The sequence below is a fragment of the Azospirillum aestuarii genome, from assembly GCF_016632405.1.
In the GTDB taxonomy this organism is placed as follows: Bacteria; Pseudomonadota; Alphaproteobacteria; order Azospirillales; family Azospirillaceae; genus Azospirillum; species Azospirillum aestuarii.
On record NZ_JAEPIV010000026.1, the window covers coordinates 1 to 18,983 of the forward strand.

Below are 18,983 nucleotides of genomic sequence, written 5' to 3' on the forward strand. Positions count from 1 at the left end.
CCGGCGTCCTGATAGACCCGGTCCGGCAGGTTCGAGCCCAGACCGGCCCCGGTCTCCACGACCAATTCCAGGCTGAGGGCCTTGAGTTTCTTGACCGTCTCCGGAGACGCCGCGACGCGATTCTCGCCCGCGCGCCGCTCCCTGGGTATGGCGATTTTCATGGTTGTTGATTGCCTCCCAAAGCAATCGGCAGGACGAGGCGTCAGCGCTCCGGCCTCGACGGCGGGCGGCCTCGGCGGGCGGCCCGCCGGTCAAATTCTCGAATGATGTCGGTGCCGGCCAGCGACGAGGCGTGGTCCGGCGTCAGGCCCGCAGGGCGGCGGAGCGGTCACCCGGGATGGATGCGGGTGACCGCCTCCCGACCACCGCTGCCGTCATGGGAAGGCTAACCTTGAACGCTGTCCAAGGTGCCGTCGTCCGTCACTGGGCCGCGGCGACGGGATAGTTGACGATCTCGCCCGGCTCGGCGTCCGGCGGGGCGGCGTCGAGCTGCGCCTTGATCAAATCGCGCACGCTGACCACGCCGACCAGCGAGGCGCCGTCCAGGACGGGAATGTGGCGGACAGTGTGCTCGTCCATCAGCTGGAGCACGTGACGGACGGAATCGCCGGGCGTGCAGCAGACGGGATGATTGCTCATCACCGACGTGACCGGCAGGGACAGGATACCCGGCCCGCGGTCGGTCAATCCACGCACGATGTCGCGTTCAGAAATCACCCCGACGACCGTATTGCCCTCGGTCCGGCAGACGTCCTTGACCACCAGCGCGCCGGTGTTTTCCGCCTTCAGGAGACGCAACGCCGTTTCCACGGTCTCGTTGATGCGCACCGTTCCGATGCGCGTCCCCTTCCGGCGGAGAATGTCTTCAACCCTCATGACGCTCCTCCTGTGAAGCGATTGTCCGGCCCCTCGGCGTTGCTTCGCTTCGTCGTTGGGGGCGTTGGTTTCTGTGTGCGGGGCCGGACGGTGTCCGCCCTACTGGGCGGCGACCGCGGGGGCGGCCTCGGACGATGCCCGCTGCGGGCGGGTGTAGCAGTCGGCGACCTCGCCGCGCTGGCGGACGAGCGCCAGGACCACGTCGATGGTCGGGGTCGCCACGCCGACCATGCGGCCCATCTCCTGGACCACCGACAGCAGGGCGTCGATCTCCATCGGACGGCCGCGCTCCAGATCCTGAAGCATGGAGGTCTTGTGCGCGCCGACGGCGCCGGCGCCGTTGATGCGGCGCTCCACATCCACCCGGAAATGGACGCCCAGACGGTCGCCGATCTCCTTGGCCTCCAGCATCATCGCCTTGGCGACGGCGCGGGTTTCCGGATCGGAGCAGATGACGTCGAGCGTGGCGTGGGTGAGCGCGCTGATCGGGTTGAAGCAGAGATTGCCCCACAGCTTCAGCCAGATCTCGTCGCGGATGCGGTCGAGCACCGGGGCGCGAAGGCCGCCCGCCTCCATCGCCGCGCTGAGCTTTTTCACGCGGTCGGACTGGGTGCCGTCCGGCTCGCCCAGCGAGAATTTGTCGCCATAGATGTGCTGAATGACGCCGGGTTCGACGACCTCGGTCGCGGGGTAGACGACGCAGCCGATCGCGCGCTCCGGCCCAAGGCCGTTCCACTGGATGCCGCCCGGATCGACGGTGTCGAGCACGCGGCCTTCGAACTCGCCGCCGTTCTTGTAGAAGTACCAGTAGGGGATGCCGTTGACCGCGGTGACCACGGCGGTGTCCTTGCCAATCAGCGGCTGGATGGCGTCGACAACGCTGGGAACGGAGTGGGCCTTCAGACCGATGATGACGTAGTCCTGCGGGCCGAGTTCCGCCGCGTTGTCGGTGCAGCGGGGGCGGACGACCGTTTCTTCCTCGCCGACGATCAGCTTCACGCCGTTCTCACGCATGGCCGTGAGGTGGGCGCCGCGCGCCACGAGGCTGACATCCGCGCCGGCCTGGTGGAGACGCACACCCAGATACCCGCCGATGGCCCCGGACCCAAAGATGCAGATCTTCATAACCCGTTTCCTCTCCCCCAATTATCGGCCACGCGCTGCGCAGCCTTTGCAGTAACCCCAATCAATCAGCACACCGAACAAATACGGAGTTTGGTATACCAGATACCAGATGTCAACTGGCAAAATAGACCCTGTCGAGGGAGGGGCATGATCCGGAATCGGGCGAAAATCCTGGGTTTTCCAACGAAAGTTCGAGCATGGAAAACCGGACGCCCGGCCCGTCCGGACGCCCGGTTCGCGGGTCCATCCGGTGTGCGGGATCAGGTGAGCGGAAGGACGAGCTGGAACGCCTTAACCGTCATGCGCTTGCGGTGATAGAAGCGGTGCGCGTCGCCGCGCTGGACGCCGGAGATGATTTCCATCTGTGCGCAGCCCTTTTCGCGGGCCTGGGCGGCCAGCCAATCGAACAGTTTGTCGCCCAGACCGAAAGAGCGGTGCTTCGGCGAGGTGACGAGGTCCTCAACATACATATAGCGACCGCGCGACAGCGTCTCGTGGACGCGGAAGCCGCCGCAGCCGGCCACCTCGCCATCGATGCGCAGGAGCGCCATGTTGTAGCCGTCCTCCATCTGGCGGCGGATCTGGGCGGCGTAGGCGTCGGCGTCGGTCATGTGGGTGCGCAGTTCCTTCACCACCGCGTAGCTGTCGGCGATGTCGGCGTCACTCTTTGCAATGGTGATCTCGATGGTGGGCTGGCCGGCTGCGTTCTGAGCGGCGTTCTGTTCGGCGATCCGCTGGTCCATCGTGCGTAACTCCCGTTTTTTTGTGTGTGCGAGGGACTCTGTTCGTCTCTCTGGTATTTGGTATACCAGATAATCCGTGCGGGAAGCAACTGGCCTTCTGACGCAGCTGCGCAAAGTCCCTCGAAATCACCCAGCGCTACGCCGTCCGGGCTTCGTTCAGGCGCGCATCAGGGCCTGGAGATGCGCGGCGCAGCCTTCGGCCAGCCCCACCGCGTCGTAGCCGCCTTCAAGCACCGTCACGACGCGGCCGCCGCACAGCCGGTCCGCCGCCTCGACCAGCTTGCGGGTCGCCCACTCGAAGTCCGGGCCGGTGAAGTTCAGCGATGCCAGGGGATCGCGGGTGTGGGCGTCGAATCCGGCGGAGATCAGGATCAGTTCCGGCTGGAATTCCTCCAGCGCGGGGAGGATGCGGCGTTCCATGGCCTGGCGGAACTCCACCGTCCCAGCGTTGGGAGGCAGCGGCGCGTTGACGATGTTGTCGGCGACACCGGTTTCCCGCATCGAGCCGGTGCCGGGGTAGAGCGGCGATTGGTGGGTCGAGGCGAAGAACAGGTCGGCGTCGTCCCAGAACATCGCCTGGGTGCCGTTGCCGTGGTGCACGTCGTAATCGACCACGGCCACGCGGGTCAGGCCGCGCCGCTTGCGGGCATGCTCGGCGCCGACCGCCACGTTGTTGAAGACGCAGAAGCCCATGGCGCGGGCCGGCTCCGCGTGGTGGCCGCAGGGGCGGACGGCGCAGAAGGCGTTCTTCGCCGTCCCGTCCAACACCGCGTCCACCGCCGCGCAGACCGCGCCGGCGGCCCGCAGGATCGCCGAGCGCGAGGTGGGCGACAGCACGGTGTCGGCGTCCAGCCGGACATGCCCGCTGTCCGGAACCGCGTTCAGCACGGCGTCGACATAGGCCGGGTCATGCACCCAGCGCAGCTGCTCGACCTCCGCTTCCGGGGCCTCGAAGCGCGGCAGATCGCGGAACTCGTCGCGGTCCAGAACCTCCCACACCACGGCGATTCGCTCCGGACGCTCCGGGTGCCCCGGTCCGGTGTCGTGCGCCAGGAAGTCCGGGTGGGTGAAAATGGCGGTGGTCATCGAGTCCTCTCCTCCCCTGTAGCGATGATTTGAATCTGGTCGATCGCGTGACGGCGCGGAAGCCGCATGCCATCCCGAGTCGACGCGCGCTCTTGCCTTATATGTATACCAGATACCAGAATGGTCCAAATCGCTTTACTGACGGACCGTCAGCACCGCCAGCTGCGAAGCGTCCTAAGTCCCTATTTTTACAAGGGCCATCCACGTTTCCGAAGGTGTCAGGCCGGTCCTCGCACGCCGAGTCTGTTTGTTACGCTGACAAACAGCTTGCGCCGAAAACTGTATCTGGCATACCATATCACTAATGCCAAGAACGCTCATTCCGGGAGCTTAAGCCGCCCACACCAAGCGGCGGGTTCCACGGTCAAGCCAAGGCGATGGAGACGAACCCGGCACACCACGGGGAAGCCTCCGGTCAAAAAATCAGAACAAAAACAACCCGACTCAAAAAAGCAAAAGACCGCTTCACAAAAGATCGCTCCTAGGAGGAGAGAAATGCACCAAGCCCTTACGGAGGCCCCGAAGGGGCCCCTCGGTGGCCGCTGGTTCCAGCTCGTCATCGGCGTCATCTGCATGTCGATGATCGCGAACCTGCAGTATGGCTGGACTCTGTTCGTCGAGCCCATCGACCAGAAGCATGGCTGGGGCCGTGCGGCCATCCAGGTGGCCTTCACCATCTTCGTCGTCATGGAAACCTGGCTGGTTCCCGTCGAAGGCTGGTTCGTCGACAAGTTCGGCCCGCGAATCGTCGTCCTGATCGGCGGCGTGCTGTGCGCCGTGGCCTGGGCGGTCAACTCGGTGGCCGACTCGCTCGCCATGCTCTATCTCGGCGCGGCGCTGGGCGGCATCGGGGCCGGCGGCGTCTACGGCACCTGCGTCGGCAACGCGCTGAAGTGGTTCCCCGACCGCCGCGGCCTCGCCGCCGGCCTGACCGCCGCCGGTTTCGGCGCCGGCTCGGCCCTGACAGTCGTGCCGATCGCCAACATGATCCACTCCTCGGGCTATCAAGCCACCTTCCTGACCTTCGGCATCGGCCAGGGCGCGGTGATCCTCGCGCTGGCCTGGTTCCTGGCGTCGCCGAAGAAGGGACAGGTTCCGGAGGTCACCCGCTCGTCGGTGTCGCAGACCCGTGAGAGCTACACCCCGGTCCAGATGCTGAAGACTCCGGTCTTCTGGGTCATGTACGCCATGTTCGTGATGGTTGCGGCGGGCGGCCTGATGGCGACCGCGCAGCTCGGCCCGATCGCCAAGGACTTCCACCTGGACGGCGTGCCGGTCAGCATCATGGGCCTGACCCTGCCGGCGCTGACCTTCGCCCTGTCGATCGACCGCGTGCTGAACGGCGTCACCCGCCCCTTCTTCGGCTGGGTGTCGGATCATATCGGCCGCGAGAACACGATGTTCATCGCCTTCGCCCTGGAATGCGTCGGCATCCTGGCGCTGAACCAGTGGGGCCACAACCCCGTCGCCTTCGTCATCCTGACGGGTCTGGTGTTCTTCGCCTGGGGTGAGATCTACAGCCTGTTCCCGGCGCTGTGCGGCGACTCCTTCGGCTCGAAGTTCGCCACCACCAACGCCGGCCTGCTCTACACCGCCAAGGGCACCGCGTCGCTGGTCGTTCCCTTCGCCAACGTGGCGGTCGCCTCGACCGGCAGCTGGCAGGCGGTGTTCTTCTTCGCCGCCGCGGTGAACGGCATTGCCGCCCTGCTGGCGATCTTCGTCCTGAAGCCGATGCGTGCCCGCCAGATCACCGAGACCCTGCCGGCCTCGAAGCTGGCGGCGGAGCCGGCCCAGTAAGGCACCGGACGCACCATCAGCACCCGAACGCGATCGGGCCGGGAAATTTCCCGGCCCGATTTGCTTGTGGGAAAACGAACGTTGCGGAAAAAGTCAGAGTCCGCGCGGGAACGACGCCCAGGACGGGCCGCCCTCGATCTCCTCCTGCGCCTTGCGCGCCTTCTTCACCCGGCGGAGATGCCGGGGCGACCAGGGATCGCGGACCGGCATGCCGGCGGCGGCGACCTCGACGGTCAGAATCCGCGCCACGACGATGGCGAAGCCCGACAGCAGCATGGACAGAAGAACGATGGCGAGCATGCTTCGATTCCCGGATGAGCCGAAAGCGGACCCAGGCATGCCTGATTCCGCAATGCAGCATACATAGGCCGTTCGGCCAGGGAAATCGAGTCCGCCACCGCAAGCGCGGCGCTTCGCCGCGCTACAGCATCTCCAACGGGCGGGGGCCGCGAGGAGGTGGGAAGGACCGGTCGAGGTCCGCGAGATCCTGCTCGTCGAGCCGCAAATCGGTCGCCGCCCGGTTGTCGCGGACATGAGCGGGGTCCGACGCCTTCGGGATGGCGATCACCCCGTCCTGGCGCAGCAGCCAGGCCAGCCCGACCTGGGCCGGCGTCGCGCCGTGCCGGTCGGCGACGCGGCAAAGCTCCGGATGGCGCAGCATCCGCCCCTGCTCGATCGGCGAATAGGCCATGATCGGGATGCCTCGCCCACGGCACCAGGGCTGCAGGTCGTGCTCGATGCCGCGGCGCGTCAGGTTGTAGAGGAGCTGGTTGGTCTGTACCCCCTTCCCGCCCGGCGCGCCGACCAACTCCTCCATGTCCTGAAGATCCAGGTTGCTGACGCCCCATTGGCCGATCTTGCCGTCGCGCATCAGCGTGTCGAAGGCCGCAATCGTTTCGGAGAAGTCGTGGCTGCCGCGCCAGTGCAGCAGGTAGAGGTCGATGCGGTCGGTGCGCAGGCGCTTCAGGCTGCGTTCGCAGGCCGCGATGGTGCCGCGGCGGCTGGCGTTCATCGGCAGCACCTTGCTGACCAGGAACACCTCGTCGCGGCGCCCGGCGATGGCCTCGCCGACCACCTCCTCCGCCCCGCCGTCGGCGTACATCTCCGCCGTGTCGATCAGCGTCATGCCGAGGTCAAGGCCGAGCCGCAGCGCCGCCACTTCCCGCGCGCGGTCGCGGCTGTCCTCGCCCATGTACCAGGTGCCCTGGCCGAGCACCGGAACGGCGGTTCCCGAAGGAAGGCGTGTCGTCGGAATGGTCATGGATGTCTCCCGTTCCCTTGGCCCCGTCGAAGGGCGTGAGGAACGTTAGTCCACGGGGCCACCCCTGGAAACCGCCCCTTGGCGCTATTTCGACGGGCGGGAGAGGCCAACGACGGCATCACGACGAACGGGTCGCCCGCAGCCGGCAAAGGCGCCGGACAAATGACGCCTGAAACGACAAAAGCTCAGCCAAGGGCTGAGCTTTCGAAACCGGTGCCAACCTGTGAGAAGGTGGCGTCCCCAAGGGGATTCGAACCCCTGTCGCCGCCGTGAAAGGGCGGTGTCCTAGGCCTCTAGACGATGGGGACGTCGTTGGCGTGGCGGGATTACTAATGGGATGACGGGTCGAGCGCAAGCGTTTTTTCCAACTCCTTTCTACCTCGTTCGCGTATGCCGCCTATGCATCATCCCCGAGCCGAATTTGTTTGCATTCACATGGTTTGGGAGGGTGCGGCGTCGTCGATCAGGAGCTGGACTCCCTCCGCCCCGTTCCAGCGGTCGATGCGCAGGACGCCAGCAATGTGGAAGGGCGATCCGCGGCCCATCAGCAGGGCTTTTCCCATCTCGCTGTCCAGCGCGCGGAAGGCGATGGCCTTCAGCCGGGCGCCGTCGCCGCCCTGGAGAATACAGCGGACGTGATTCGCCCCGACCACGTCCGCCCGCACCACGCGGGCGTCGGTGACGGCGAAGCGCGGCTCCGCGTTGCCGGTGCCGAACGGGCCGAGCTGGTTCAGGCGGTCCACCAGGGATGTGTTTGCCGCACCCACGGACAGCGCGCCGTCCAGCTCCAGCGTCGGCACCAACGGGACTGCGGCCACCTGCTCGGCGACGCGGCCGGTCAGGAAGGCTTGTAGGTCAGCCAGCTTGTCCCCCGCCACGGTGAAGCCGGCTGCCATGCGGTGCCCGCCGCCGGCCATCAGCAGCCCTTCCTGCCGCGCGGCGATCACCGCCGCCCCCAGATCGACCCCGCGCACCGAGCGGCCCGAAGCCTTGCCGATCACCGTGCCGTCCATCCCCTCCTCCAGGGCGATGACGCAGGCGGGGCGGCTGTAGCGCTCCTTCAGGCGGCTGGCGACGATGCCGATCACGCCGGGGTGCCAGCCCTCCCCCGCCACGAAGACCAGTTCGGCCAGCTCGTCGGCGTGCTCCTCCAGCCGGGCCATGGCGTCGGCGAGCACGCCCTGCTCCACCGCGCGGCGCTCGGCGTTGTGGGCCTCCAGCTTCTGGGCCAGCTCCATCGCCTCCATGGGGTCGTCGGTGGAGAGCAGCCGCGCCCCGAGGTCCGACGCGCCGACGCGCCCGCCCGCGTTGACCCGCGGGCCGAGCACGAAGCCGGCGTGGTAGGCGTCCGGCTTCTCCTTGACCCCGGCGACGTCGGCCAGGGCGGACAGGCCGGGGTTGGCGCGCCGCGCCATCACCTTCAGCCCTTGCGCGACCAGCGCCCGGTTCAGCCCGGTCAGGGGCACCACGTCGCACACCGTTCCCAGCGCCACGAGGTCGAGCCACTCCATCAGGTTCGGCTCGTTGCGGCCCGCGTAGAATCCGGCGTTGCGCAGCGCCCGGTTCACCGCCACCACGGCCAGGAAGGTGACCCCCGCCGCGCACAGCGTGCGGTAGGTGCCGTCCTCATCCAGCCGGTTCGGGTTGACCAGGGCGATGGCCGGCGGCAGGCGTGGTTCCGCCGCGTGATGGTCGAGAACCACCACGTCCAGCCCGGCCTCCGCCGCCGCCTCCAGCGCCGCGAAGGCGGAAATTCCGCAGTCCACCGTCACCACCAGCCGCACGCCCTCGGCCTTCAGCCGCAGCAACGCCGGACCGTTGGGGCCGTATCCCTCCTTCAGGCGGTCGGGCACGTAGATCCGCAGGTCGGCCCCCACCGCCCGGAAGAAGCGCCGCAGCAGCGCGGAGGAGGTGGCGCCATCCACGTCGTAGTCGCCGAAGACGGCCACCGGCTCGCCATCCATGACGGCGCGGGCGATGCGCTCCGCCGCTATGTCCATGTCCCGGAAGCGGGAGGGGTCGGGAAGCAGCGCCTTCAGCGTCGGGTTCAGGAAGCCGTCGCACGCCTCCTCCGTCACCCCGCGGGCGGCGAGCACCCGCCCGACGATCTCCGGCAGCCCCCGCCCCTGCGCCAGCCCCCAGGCCAGCCGCTCGTCGTAGGGCCGCGCCTGCCAACGCTTGCCGGACAGGGAATGGGCGACGTTCAGGAAGGGAGGAACGGTGTCGGTCATGCTGCCCAGAATGCCACGGATCGGGAAGGCCGAAGCCATAGCAGATGGGGGACAAGCGGGCCAGCGGATGGGGCGCCCTGGTCGGCCCGTCGTCTTCGCCTCTGTACGCAAAGGTGGCAGGAGCCCTTGCCGCACCGCAACTTGAGGCAGGTCATTGCGGGTGGGGAAATGTCCTGCTCCACTGCGGTCATCACCACGCGGAGGAGGAAATCATGATCACCACCGCGATCTTTCCGGCCCGCTACGTCCAGGGCAACGGCGCCCTCGACAGCCTGGGCGAGGATCTGGCCCGGCTGGGCAACAAGGTCCTGGCCGTTACCGACGGCTTCGTTCTGAAGTCGCTGAAGGGCCGGCTGGTCGACGCCGCCGCCGGGCGCGTCGAGATGGACATCCAGGAATTCCGCGGCGAATGCTCCGACGAGGAGATCGAGCGGCTGACCGGCCTCGCCCGCGCCATGGGCGCCGACGTCGTCGTCGGCATCGGCGGCGGCAAGGCGCTCGACACCGCCAAGGCGGTCGCCCACGCACTGGACGCGCGCACCGCCATCGTTCCGACGCTCGCCTCGACCGACGCGCCGTGCAGCGCGCTGTCGGTGATCTACACGCCGGAGGGCGCCTTCAAGCGCTACCTCGTGCTGCCGCGCAACCCCGACCTCGTGCTGGTCGACACCGGTGTGGTGGCGAGCGCCCCGGTGCGCTTCCTCGTCTCCGGCATGGGCGACGCCCTGTCCACCTGGTTCGAGGCGGAGGATTGCCGCATCAAGCGCGGCGGCAACATGACCGGGCGCGTCGGCCCGATGACCGCCTTCGCGCTGGCCCGGCTGTGCTACGACACGCTGCTGGAGTATGGCGTGCTCGCCAAGTCGGCCTGCGAGCAAGGCGTGGTCACCCCGGCGCTGGAGCGCATCGTGGAGGCCAACACGCTGCTGAGCGGGCTGGGCTTCGAGAGCGGCGGGCTGGCGGCGGCGCACGCCGTCCACAACGGCCTGACCGCGCTGGAGGAAACGCACCATCATTGGCACGGCGAGAAGGTCGCCTTCGGCACGCTGACGCTGCTCATCCTGACCGACCGGCCGCCGGCGGTGTTGGACGAGGTCTACGGCTTCTGCAAGGCGGTGGGGCTGCCGACGACGCTGGCCGAGATCGGCCTTGCCGGCGTGTCGGACGAGCGGCTGCTACTGGCGGCGGAACGGGCCTGCGCGGAGGGCGAGACCATCCACAACGAGCCGCACGAGATCACCCCGCAGCGTGTCCTGGCCGCCATGAAGGCCGCCGACGCCGAGGGACGGCGACGGAAGGGCTCATAACCCCCGAAAAAGAAAAGGGGCGCGCGGCAGGCCACCGCGCGCCCCTTTTTCTTTGAGCAGCCTCAGGCCATGCTGGGCTTGCGCTGCAGGTTGTGGTGCGCCTCGACGTAGCGCACGGTGCCCGACTTGGAGCGCATGATCACCGAATGGGTGGTGGCACCGCCGGGGAAGCGGCGGACGCCGCGCAGCATGGCGCCGTCGGTCACGCCGGTCGCGGCGAACATGACGTTGCCGCTGGCCAGTTCGGTCAGGCTGTACTTCTTGCTCAGGTCCTTGACGCCCCAGCGGGCGGCGCGGGCCTTCTCGTCGTCGTTGCGGAACAGCAGACGGCCCTGGAACTGACCGCCGATGCAGCGCAGCGCCGCCGCGGCCAGAACGCCCTCCGGCGCGCCGCCGGAGCCGACATACATGTCAACGCCGGTGCCGGCCTGGCTGGTGGCGATCACGCCCGACACGTCGCCGTCGTTGATCAGCATGATGCGCGCGCCGGCTTCACGGACACGGGCGATCAGCTCGGCGTGGCGCGGCCGGTCCAGGATGCAGACCAGCAGCTCCTGCACCTCGGTGCCCTTGGCCTTGGCGAGGGCCTTGAGGTTGTTGGCCGGGGTCTCGTCGAGATCGACCACGCCTTCCGGCAGGCCGGAGCCGACGGCGATCTTGTCCATGTAGACGTCCGGGGCGTTCAGGAAGCCACCCTCGTCCGCCATGGCGATGACGGCCAGCGAGTTCGGGCCGCCGGTGGCGCAGATGGTGGTGCCTTCCAGCGGGTCGAGCGCGATGTCGACCTTCGGCCCGCGGCCGATGCCGGCGCCGACCTTCTCGCCGATGTAGAGCATTGGCGCCTCGTCGCGCTCGCCCTCGCCGATCACGACGGTGCCGTCGATGTAGAGGGTGTTGAGCGCCTGGCGCATGGCGTCGACCGCGGCCTGGTCGGCAAGCTTCTCGTCACCGCGGCCCATCAGCAACGACGCGGACAGCGCGGCGGCCTCGGTGACGCGGACGGCTTCCAGAGCCAGGTTCCGGTCCATACCGGACAGGTCGACATGAACGGACATGGTGTTCTCCCCCGAATCGATGCTCGGTTCTTCTATGGTTCGGTCAAAACTGTTCGATGCGGATCATGCGCGGCGGCTCGACCACCGACTCCTTGGCGGCGATGGTGGCAAGCGCGCGCTGCATGGCCGCCTCGTCGGTGTCATGGGTGGTCAGGACCACCGGCACCGCTTCGCCGGGGGCGCGCCCGCGCTGCAGGAACTGCTCCATGGAGACGTTCTGGTCGCGCATCGCCGCCGCGACATCCGCTATCACGCCGGGACGGTCCACGACCATCAGGCGTACGTAGTACGACCCCCGGCGGGCCTCCATCGGCGACGGCTGCGCCTCGGAAAGCTGGGCAGCCGGGACGCCGAAGGTGGGGGTGGAGCGCCCGCGGGCGATGTCGATCAGGTCGGCGACGACGGCCGACGCCGTCGGCCCCTCACCGGCGCCGCGGCCGACGAACAGCACGCGGTCCACGAAGTCGCCCTGGGCGATCACGGCGTTGAACACGCCGTCAACCGCCGCGATGGGGGCCGCCTTCGGCACCATGCAGGGGTGCACGCGCTGCTCGATCCCGTGGTCGGTGCGACGGGCGATGCCCAGCAGCTTGATCCGGTAGCCGAGCGCGTCGGCGTAGTCGAAGTCCACCGCGGAAACGTGGCGGATGCCCTCGACATGGACGCTCTTGAAGTCCACCGGGGTGCCGAAGGCCACCGAGGTCAGGATCGCCAGCTTGTGCGCCGCGTCCACGCCGTCGATGTCGAAGCTCGGGTCGGCTTCCGCGTAGCCAAGCTTCTGCGCATCGGCCAGCACGTCCGCGAAGTCGCGGCCGGTGGTGCGCATCTCCGTCAGGATGTAGTTGCAGGTGCCGTTGAGGATGCCGTGCACCTCCGACACCCGGTTGCCCGCCAGCCCCTCGCGCAGCCCCTTGATGATCGGGATGCCGCCGGCCACCGCCGCCTCGAAGCCGATGGCGAGGCCGGCGGCCTCCGCCTTGGCCGCGAGCGCGGTGCCGTGATGGGCGAGCAGCGCCTTGTTGGCGGTGACGACGTGGCGCCCCCGCTCCAGCGCCAGCTCGACGGTCTCCTTCGCCGGCCCCTCGGACCCGCCGATCAGCTCCACCACCACATCCACGCCGGGATGGGCGGCGAGCGCCACCGGGTCGTCGTACCATTCGGCCTTGGACAGGTCGACGCCGCGGTCCTTGCCGCGCGAGCGGGCGCTGACCGCGACCACCTCGATGCGGCGGCCGCAGCGCTGCTCGATCAGGTCGGCCTGCTTCTCCAGAAGCTTCAGAACGCCCGCGCCGACCGTGCCCAGGCCCGCGACGGCGATTTTCAGGGGGCCTGTTTTGTGGGAGTCGGACATCAGACTTTCGCTTTCTCCGGGTCGAGGAGGGCGGCACGCGCCGCCGGGTCCTTGCTCGCCGCCGCACCGGCGGCGTTGGAGCGGAAGAACTCCTTGATGTTGCGGGTCGCCTGACGGATGCGGTGGACGTTCTCCACCAGCGCCAGACGGACATGGCCGTCACCGTACTCGCCGAAGCCGATGCCCGGCGCCACGGCCACCTTGGCCTCCTGCAGCAGCAGCTTGGAGAATTCCAGCGAGCCGAGATGGGCGAAGGGCTCCGGGATCGGCGCCCAGGCGAACATCGAGGCCGAGGGGCTCGGCACCGTCCAGCCGGCGGCGGCCAGACCCTCGATCATCACGTCGCGGCGCTGGCGGTACATGGTGCGCACCTGCTCCACGCACTCCTGCGGGCCGTTCAGCGCGGCGGTCGCGGCGACCTGGATCGGCGTGAAGGCGCCGTAGTCCAGGTACGACTTGATGCGGGCCAGCGCGGTGATCAGCTTCTTGTTGCCGGTGGCGAAGCCGATGCGCCAGCCGGCCATCGAGTAGGTCTTCGACATCGAGGTGAACTCGACGGCCACCTCGCGCGCCTCCGGGATCTCCAGGATCGAGGGCGGCGGGTCACCGTCGAAGAAGACCTCGGCGTAGGCCAGATCGGACAGGATGTAGATGCCGTGCTTGCGGCAGAACTCGACAATCGGGCGGTAGAAGTCGAGCCCCACCACCTCCGCCGTCGGGTTGGACGGGTAGTTCAGCACCAGCGCCAGCGGCTTCGGCACGCTGTGGCGCACGGCGCGCTCCAGCATGTTCATGAAGCTGTCGATGTCGGTGGAGGTGCCGTTGGCCTGCCCCACCGGCAGATGGCGCACCGACGCCCCGGCCAGGATGAAGCCGAAGGGGTGGATCGGGTAGCTGGGGTTCGGCACCAGGATGATGTCGCCGGGGCTGGTGATCGCCTGGGCGAGGTTGGCCAGCCCTTCCTTCGACCCGATGGTGACGATGCACTCCGACTCCGGATCGACGTCCACGTTGAAGCGGCGCTTGTAATAGGCCGCGTGCGCCTTGCGCAGGCCGGGGATGCCGCGGGAGTTCGAGTAGCGGTGCGTCTTGGGATCGCGCACGGCCTCGATCAGCTTATCGACGATGTGCTGGGGCGTCGGCTGGTCCGGGTTGCCCATGCCGAGGTCGATGATGTCCTCGCCGGCAGCTCGGGCTCGCGCCTTCATGGCGTTCACTTCGGCGAAGACGTAGGGCGGAAGCCGCTTGATCCGGTGGAATTCTGAATCGCTCATGGACGCTCCGAAGCCTGTCCGGCCGCGCCACGAACCCATATTTGCGGACCGGGACCACTTATCTACCGCCCCGCATCTTCAGAAGCGAGGTAAAATTCGCGTCCGGCCGCATTCCTGCGCCGCCTGAGGCATCCCGGACGCCGAAGCCCGTCTTCAGCCTCCCTTGCGGCCGGAAGTCCGGCGCTGGTGCAGCGCTTCCTCGATCTCCTCCCCGCCGGCGCCGACCAGGGCGGCGGGGTCCACGGCGACCTCCAGATCCTCCGGTCGGGCGGGCTCGGCCGGGTGGCCGCGCCGGGACGCCGGCACGCGCAGCAGCGCGTAGGACAGCAGCGACAGCAGGGCGAAGCCCGGCATGATGGCCGTCGTCGCGGTGTAGGGATCGGCGAACAGCGCGGCCACCGCGGTGCCGGCCAGCCCGCCGCCGATCTGCATGAAGCCGATCAGCGCCGACGCCGCCCCGGCCATCCGGGGGAATCCGGCCAGGGCGTCGCTGGTGGCGCCGGGCATGACCAGGGCGATGCCGAAGGCCCAGACGGCGGTCGGCCCCATCACGCTCGCCACGGTCGGTTCGCCGGTCAGGGGCGCCAGGGCGAAGCCGAGCCCGCCCACGGCCACGCAGACCAGCCCATAGGGGATCAGCCGCATCGCGTCCACCCGGCGCAGCAGCCGCCCCGCCAGGGTCGCCCCCAGCGTGTAGGAGCCGGTCTGCAGCAGCATGGCGAAGCCGAAGACGGTCGGGCTCAGCCCCACCCCTTCGATCATCACGAAAGGCAGCAGCGCCGCCATGGTGTAGAGGCCGCCCAGCGTCGTGCCGAGCACCAGCCCCGCCCGCATGAAGCGCCGGTCGGTCAGCAGTGTGCGGTAGTTGCGGATCACCGGGCCGGGCCGCGCCGCCGAGCGGTCGCGCGTCCGGTTGGTCTCCGCCGTGCCGACAGCGAAGACCATCAGCACGGCGAGGCCGTAGAGCGTCATCACCATGAAGATGGCGTGCCAGCCCACCGTGCCCAGGATCACCCCGCCCAGCGTCGGCGCCACCGCCGGCACCACGGCCAGCATCAGCCCGATCAGGTTCAGGATGCGCGCCGACCGCTGGCCGGTGAACTGGTCGCGCACGATGGCGCGGGAGATGGCGATCCCCGCCGCCGCCCCGATGCCCTGCAAGGCCCGCCCGATCAGCAGCCACTCGATGGTGCCCGACAGGGCCGCCACCACGCTGCCCAGGACGTAGGTGACGAAGAAGGCCAGGGCGACCGGCCGCCGCCCGTAGGCGTCGGACAGCGGCCCGCAGGCGAGCTGGGAAAAGGCGAAGCCGAAGAAATAGACGGAGAGCGTCAGCTTCAACGCCGCCGGGGTGGTCTGGAACGCCTCCACCAGCATCGGCAGGGCCGGCGTGTAGAGCGCGAGGCTGAGCGGCCCCAGTGTGACGATCAGCGTTCCGATGACGGCGGTCCGCGTCTCCGTCATCGCGGGCGCGTCGGTCTGCACGGGGGGGTGGCTCATTGGCCGGCCCCGCCGCGGTCGTCGGCGATCATGCGGTTGCGCAGGCGGCCCAGCATGTCCTTGAGCAGGACGATCTCCTCCGCCGACAGGTCGGCCATCGCCGACTCGCGCTCGGTGCGGAAGGCCTCCAGGACCTGGAGCGCCAGCGGCTCGGCCTGCGGGGTCGGCTGGACGATCTTGGCGCGGCGGTCCGCCGGGTCCGGCTCGCGGACCACCAGCCCGCGCGCCTCCAGCCGGTCGAGGAAGCCGACCAGGGTCATCGGCTCCACCCACATGTGGGTCGCCAGCACCGACTGGCGCGAGCCGGGGTGGCGGCAGACATAGACCAGCGCCCGCGCCTCCCCCGCCGTGAGGCCGAGCCGCGCATCGTCCAGGGCACGGTCGAACCGCGCGCGCAGAAGCCGCGCGCAGTCGATCAGGATCATTCCGAAGGGGGATTCATCAAGCATCCCTTATTGTAAGGGCGCCTTATTATTTCCGACAACCGCAGGCGGCGCAGGGCGGTCATGCCGCGGCGCCATGGCCGCACGACGCGCAAACCACACGAGCGGAAGCGAAGCCGACGCGCCAAATAGTCGCAGTTTGAAAACCTGTTGCGGACCCGCCATCGCAAGACGTAGTTTTTCCGCCTTGGCAGCAACAATGGGTGCTCCGTGGTCCGCGCCACCGCCATCGGAACTGCGCATCGACCGGACGAAGACCGGTGCGTCCCTTTCGTTCAGAGGGACACCATCAAGGGCCGAAGGACGCTCCGCATAGGTATACTTACGGATTACTGGCAGCGTCCGCCCTTTGCTACACCCCTGCCCTCAATTGGGTTTCCCGGAGGCGGGCTTCCCGGCGCTTGGCTGTCCAGGCGTGATGTCAGGCGGCGGGGGAGCGTCCATGGGGGTCGGCAGCATGTTCCTGGCGGCCTCGCGGTCCTGGGCCAGACGATCCAGGTCCTGCTGGCGCTGCGCTTCCGTCCGCAAATCCGTGGGGCGCGGCGGGACGGTGCCGAGATTGGGGTACTCCCGGTTCTGGCCGGACATGCCGCGCACCGGCGAGTCATCGCTGGGCACGTCGCGGCCGATCACCGCGCCGACCAGCCCGGTGTCGAGCACGCGGTCGCTGCAGGCGGACAGTGCGAGAACAACCACAACGGACAGCGCCGGGCCCAACCGGCCCGCCTTCGCCACCACGCCGCGTCGGATACCCGTTTCCATTCTGCGAACCCCACATCCGAACCCATCCAGCCGCTTGAACGGTGGTGGGCGAAATGAAATCTTCATACGAGAGGTGTATGACGGACCCCGGCTCGAACGGACATGGCATAACCAGTTCACGATGCCAGGACCGGACCGCACTCCGACCGAACAGACTTCCGGCAGGCATTGTATAAACCGCACAACGTCCCTCCTGAAGCCTAAAACTCGCCTAAAGAAGAAGGACCGCACCAATGGCCGAAAACCAGGCCCCTGACGTCAAGCTTCCCGACCCGGTCGAGATGTCGCGGGCGATGACCCGCATCGCCGAGCAGAGCCAGCGGCTGGTCACCGACTTCCTGTCCCGTCAGGCCTCGGACGGCGTCGGCGCGAAGAACCCCGACCCGATGGGCGTCGGCCATGCGTTCCTGGAGATGACCACGCGCATGATGGCCGACCCGGCCAAGCTGATGAAGGCGCAGATGACGCTGTGGCAGGACTACCTGACCCTGTGGCAGCGCACCACCCAGCGCTTCTTCGGCCAGGAGGCCCAGCCGGTCATCGCCCCGGCCAAGGACGACCGCCGCTTCAAGGATTCGGCCTGGGACGAGAACACCCTGTTCGACTTCATCAAGCAGTCCTACCTGCTGTCGGCCCGGTGGATGCAGTCGACGGTCAACGAGGTGGACGGGCTGGACGACCACACGGCCAAGAAGGTCGACTTCTACACCCGCCAGTTCGTCGACGCGATGGCGCCCTCCAACTTCGTCATGACGAACCCGGAGGTGCTGCGCACGACGATCGAGACGGGCGGCGAGAACCTCGTCAAGGGCCTGGAGCATCTGCTGAAGGATCTGGAGCGCGGCAAGGGCGAGCTGCGCATCTCGATGACCGACTACGACGCCTTCCAGGTCGGCAAGAACATCGCCGTCACGCCGGGCAAGGTCGTCTTCCAGACGGACCTGATGCAGCTCATCCAGTACACCCCGACCACGCCGGACGTGAACAAGCGTCCGCTGATGATCGTGCCGCCCTGGATCAACAAGTACTACATCCTGGATCTGCGCGAGAAGAACAGCTTCATCAAGTGGGCGGTGGACCAGGGCCACACCGTGTTCATCCTGTCCTGGGTGAACCCGGATGAGAAGCTGGCCCAGAAGGGCTTCGAAGACTACATGTTCGAAGGCGTTCTGGCCGCGCTGGACGCCATCGAGAAGGTGACCGGCGAGAAGGACGTGAACGCCATCGGCTACTGCCTGGGCGGCACGCTGCTGGCCTCCACCCTGTCCTACATGGCGGCCAAGAAGGACGACCGCATCAAGTCGGCCACCTTCTTCACCACCATGCTGGACTTCACCGAAGCCGGCGAGCTGTCGGTCTTCATCGACGAGGAGCAGCTCACCATGATCGAGAGCCAGATGGCCCAGCAGGGCTACCTGGACGGCTCGAAGATGGCGACCACCTTCAACATGCTGCGCGCCAACGACCTGATCTGGTCGTTCGTGGTGAACAACTACCTGCTCGGCAAGGACCCGTTCCCGTTCGACCTGCTCTACTGGAACAGCGATTCGACCCGCATGCCGGCGGCGATGCACAGCTTCTATCTGCGCAACATGTACCAGAAGAACCTTCTGGCGCAGCCGGGCGCGGTGTCGCTGGGCGGCGTGCCGATCGACCTGCGCAACGTGAAGACCCCGTCCTTCTTCCTGTCGGCCCGTGAGGACCACATCGCGCCGTGGAAGTCCACCTACATGGGCGCCCACCTCTTCTCCGGCCCGGTGAAGTTCGTGCTGGCGGCCTCCGGCCACATCGCCGGCGTGGTGAACCCGCCGGCCGCCGGCAAGTACTGCTACTGGACCAACGCCAAGCTGCCGAAGGCCTCGGACGACTGGCTGGCGTCGTCGGAGCAGACCCCCGGCTCCTGGTGGCCGGAGTGGAACAAGTGGGTCTCCACCTTCTCAGAAGGCAAGGTCCCGGCGCGCGATCCGGAAAAGGGCGGCCTGCCTGCGCTGGAGGACGCTCCTGGCTCCTACGCCAAGGTGCGCATCGTCTGAGGACCCGCTTCCGGGGGGCGGTCCGCCGCCCTCCGGAACTCCGGGGCCATCGACGCGACGGCCCAGCAGGAAGCGGTCCAAAAGAAAAGGCCCCGGACGGATCGTCCGGGGCCTTTTCCTTTATCCGGCGAATTCCTTC

16 protein-coding genes, 1 tRNA gene and 1 pseudogene are annotated in these 18,983 nt (G+C 68.0%); 3 read left to right on the forward strand and 15 right to left on the reverse strand.

What is annotated here, in order from left to right:
- The 5 genes and pseudogenes from JJL56_RS26850 to JJL56_RS26870 form a co-directional block, all read right to left on the reverse strand.
- Positions 1–161 (reverse strand): annotated as a pseudogene (locus tag JJL56_RS26850) (NAD(P)(+) transhydrogenase (Re/Si-specific) subunit alpha); the annotation flags it as partial.
- A 259-nt stretch (positions 162–420) separates the two neighbouring features.
- Positions 421–876: a CBS domain-containing protein gene (locus JJL56_RS26855; RefSeq protein WP_145625873.1), complete on the reverse strand. Its 456-nt coding sequence runs from the start codon at positions 874–876 to the stop codon at positions 421–423.
- A gap of 99 nt (positions 877–975) precedes the next feature.
- Entirely contained in the window at positions 976–2,001 is a 1,026-nt protein-coding gene (locus tag JJL56_RS26860) for a 2-dehydropantoate 2-reductase (RefSeq protein WP_145625872.1), read from the reverse strand.
- A 260-nt stretch (positions 2,002–2,261) separates the two neighbouring features.
- Positions 2,262–2,744: a GNAT family N-acetyltransferase gene (locus tag JJL56_RS26865; RefSeq protein WP_145625871.1), complete on the reverse strand. Its 483-nt coding sequence runs from the start codon at positions 2,742–2,744 to the stop codon at positions 2,262–2,264.
- Positions 2,745–2,900: 156 nt separating this feature from the next.
- Entirely contained in the window at positions 2,901–3,830 is a 930-nt protein-coding gene (locus JJL56_RS26870; RefSeq protein ID WP_200486956.1) for a histone deacetylase family protein, read from the reverse strand.
- A 495-nt stretch (positions 3,831–4,325) separates the two neighbouring features.
- On the opposite strand from JJL56_RS26870, the gene oxlT reads away from it, so the two are divergent.
- Positions 4,326–5,627, forward strand: a complete 1,302-nt coding sequence (gene oxlT / locus JJL56_RS26875) for an oxalate/formate MFS antiporter (RefSeq protein ID WP_145625869.1) — start codon at positions 4,326–4,328, stop codon at positions 5,625–5,627.
- A gap of 93 nt (positions 5,628–5,720) precedes the next feature.
- Here oxlT and JJL56_RS26880 read toward each other — a convergent pair whose 3' ends face one another.
- From JJL56_RS26880 to recJ, 4 genes are all read right to left on the reverse strand, one after another.
- Positions 5,721–5,927: a hypothetical protein gene (locus JJL56_RS26880; protein WP_145625868.1), complete on the reverse strand. Its 207-nt coding sequence runs from the start codon at positions 5,925–5,927 to the stop codon at positions 5,721–5,723.
- A 121-nt stretch (positions 5,928–6,048) separates the two neighbouring features.
- Complete coding sequence (locus tag JJL56_RS26885) at positions 6,049–6,888, reverse strand: aldo/keto reductase (RefSeq protein ID WP_200486957.1); 840 nt, start codon at positions 6,886–6,888, stop codon at positions 6,049–6,051.
- 232 nt (positions 6,889–7,120) lie between these two features.
- Positions 7,121–7,196 (reverse strand) — tRNA-Glu (locus JJL56_RS26890).
- Positions 7,197–7,319: 123 nt separating this feature from the next.
- Positions 7,320–9,119, reverse strand: coding sequence for a single-stranded-DNA-specific exonuclease RecJ (recJ, locus tag JJL56_RS26895; RefSeq protein WP_200486958.1), 1,800 nt, complete (start codon positions 9,117–9,119; stop codon positions 7,320–7,322).
- 212 nt (positions 9,120–9,331) lie between these two features.
- Here recJ and JJL56_RS26900 point away from each other — a divergent pair, with 212 nt between their 5' ends.
- Entirely contained in the window at positions 9,332–10,426 is a 1,095-nt protein-coding gene (locus tag JJL56_RS26900) for a glycerol dehydrogenase (protein ID WP_200486959.1), read from the forward strand.
- A gap of 62 nt (positions 10,427–10,488) precedes the next feature.
- Here the strand turns inward: JJL56_RS26900 and glpX are convergent, their stop codons facing one another.
- From glpX to JJL56_RS26930, 6 genes are all read right to left on the reverse strand, one after another.
- On the reverse strand, positions 10,489–11,481 hold the full coding sequence (gene glpX, locus JJL56_RS26905) for a class II fructose-bisphosphatase (protein WP_186452920.1): 993 nt from the start codon (positions 11,479–11,481) through the stop codon (positions 10,489–10,491).
- Positions 11,482–11,524: 43 nt separating this feature from the next.
- Positions 11,525–12,832 (reverse strand): homoserine dehydrogenase, encoded by a 1,308-nt coding sequence (locus JJL56_RS26910; protein ID WP_145625864.1) that lies wholly within the window; start codon positions 12,830–12,832, stop codon positions 11,525–11,527.
- Complete coding sequence (locus JJL56_RS26915) at positions 12,832–14,106, reverse strand: LL-diaminopimelate aminotransferase (RefSeq protein WP_145625863.1); 1,275 nt, start codon at positions 14,104–14,106, stop codon at positions 12,832–12,834. Before JJL56_RS26915 ends, JJL56_RS26910 begins: the two co-directional genes overlap by 1 nt.
- Positions 14,107–14,259: 153 nt before the next feature.
- The gene (locus tag JJL56_RS26920) at positions 14,260–15,606 is read right to left on the reverse strand and encodes a multidrug effflux MFS transporter (protein WP_200486960.1); all 1,347 of its coding nucleotides are present in this window, start codon (positions 15,604–15,606) and stop codon (positions 14,260–14,262) included.
- Complete coding sequence (locus JJL56_RS26925) at positions 15,603–16,055, reverse strand: MarR family winged helix-turn-helix transcriptional regulator (RefSeq protein ID WP_041811027.1); 453 nt, start codon at positions 16,053–16,055, stop codon at positions 15,603–15,605. The genes JJL56_RS26920 and JJL56_RS26925 overlap by 4 nt, the downstream gene beginning before the upstream one ends.
- Before the next feature lie 360 nt (positions 16,056–16,415).
- Positions 16,416–16,811, reverse strand: coding sequence for a hypothetical protein (locus JJL56_RS26930; RefSeq protein WP_145625861.1), 396 nt, complete (start codon positions 16,809–16,811; stop codon positions 16,416–16,418).
- Between the two features lie 233 nt (positions 16,812–17,044).
- On the opposite strand from JJL56_RS26930, the gene JJL56_RS26935 reads away from it, so the two are divergent.
- Positions 17,045–18,844, forward strand: a complete 1,800-nt coding sequence (locus tag JJL56_RS26935) for a PHA/PHB synthase family protein (protein WP_145625860.1) — start codon at positions 17,045–17,047, stop codon at positions 18,842–18,844.
- Positions 18,845–18,983: the final 139 nt, after the last annotated feature.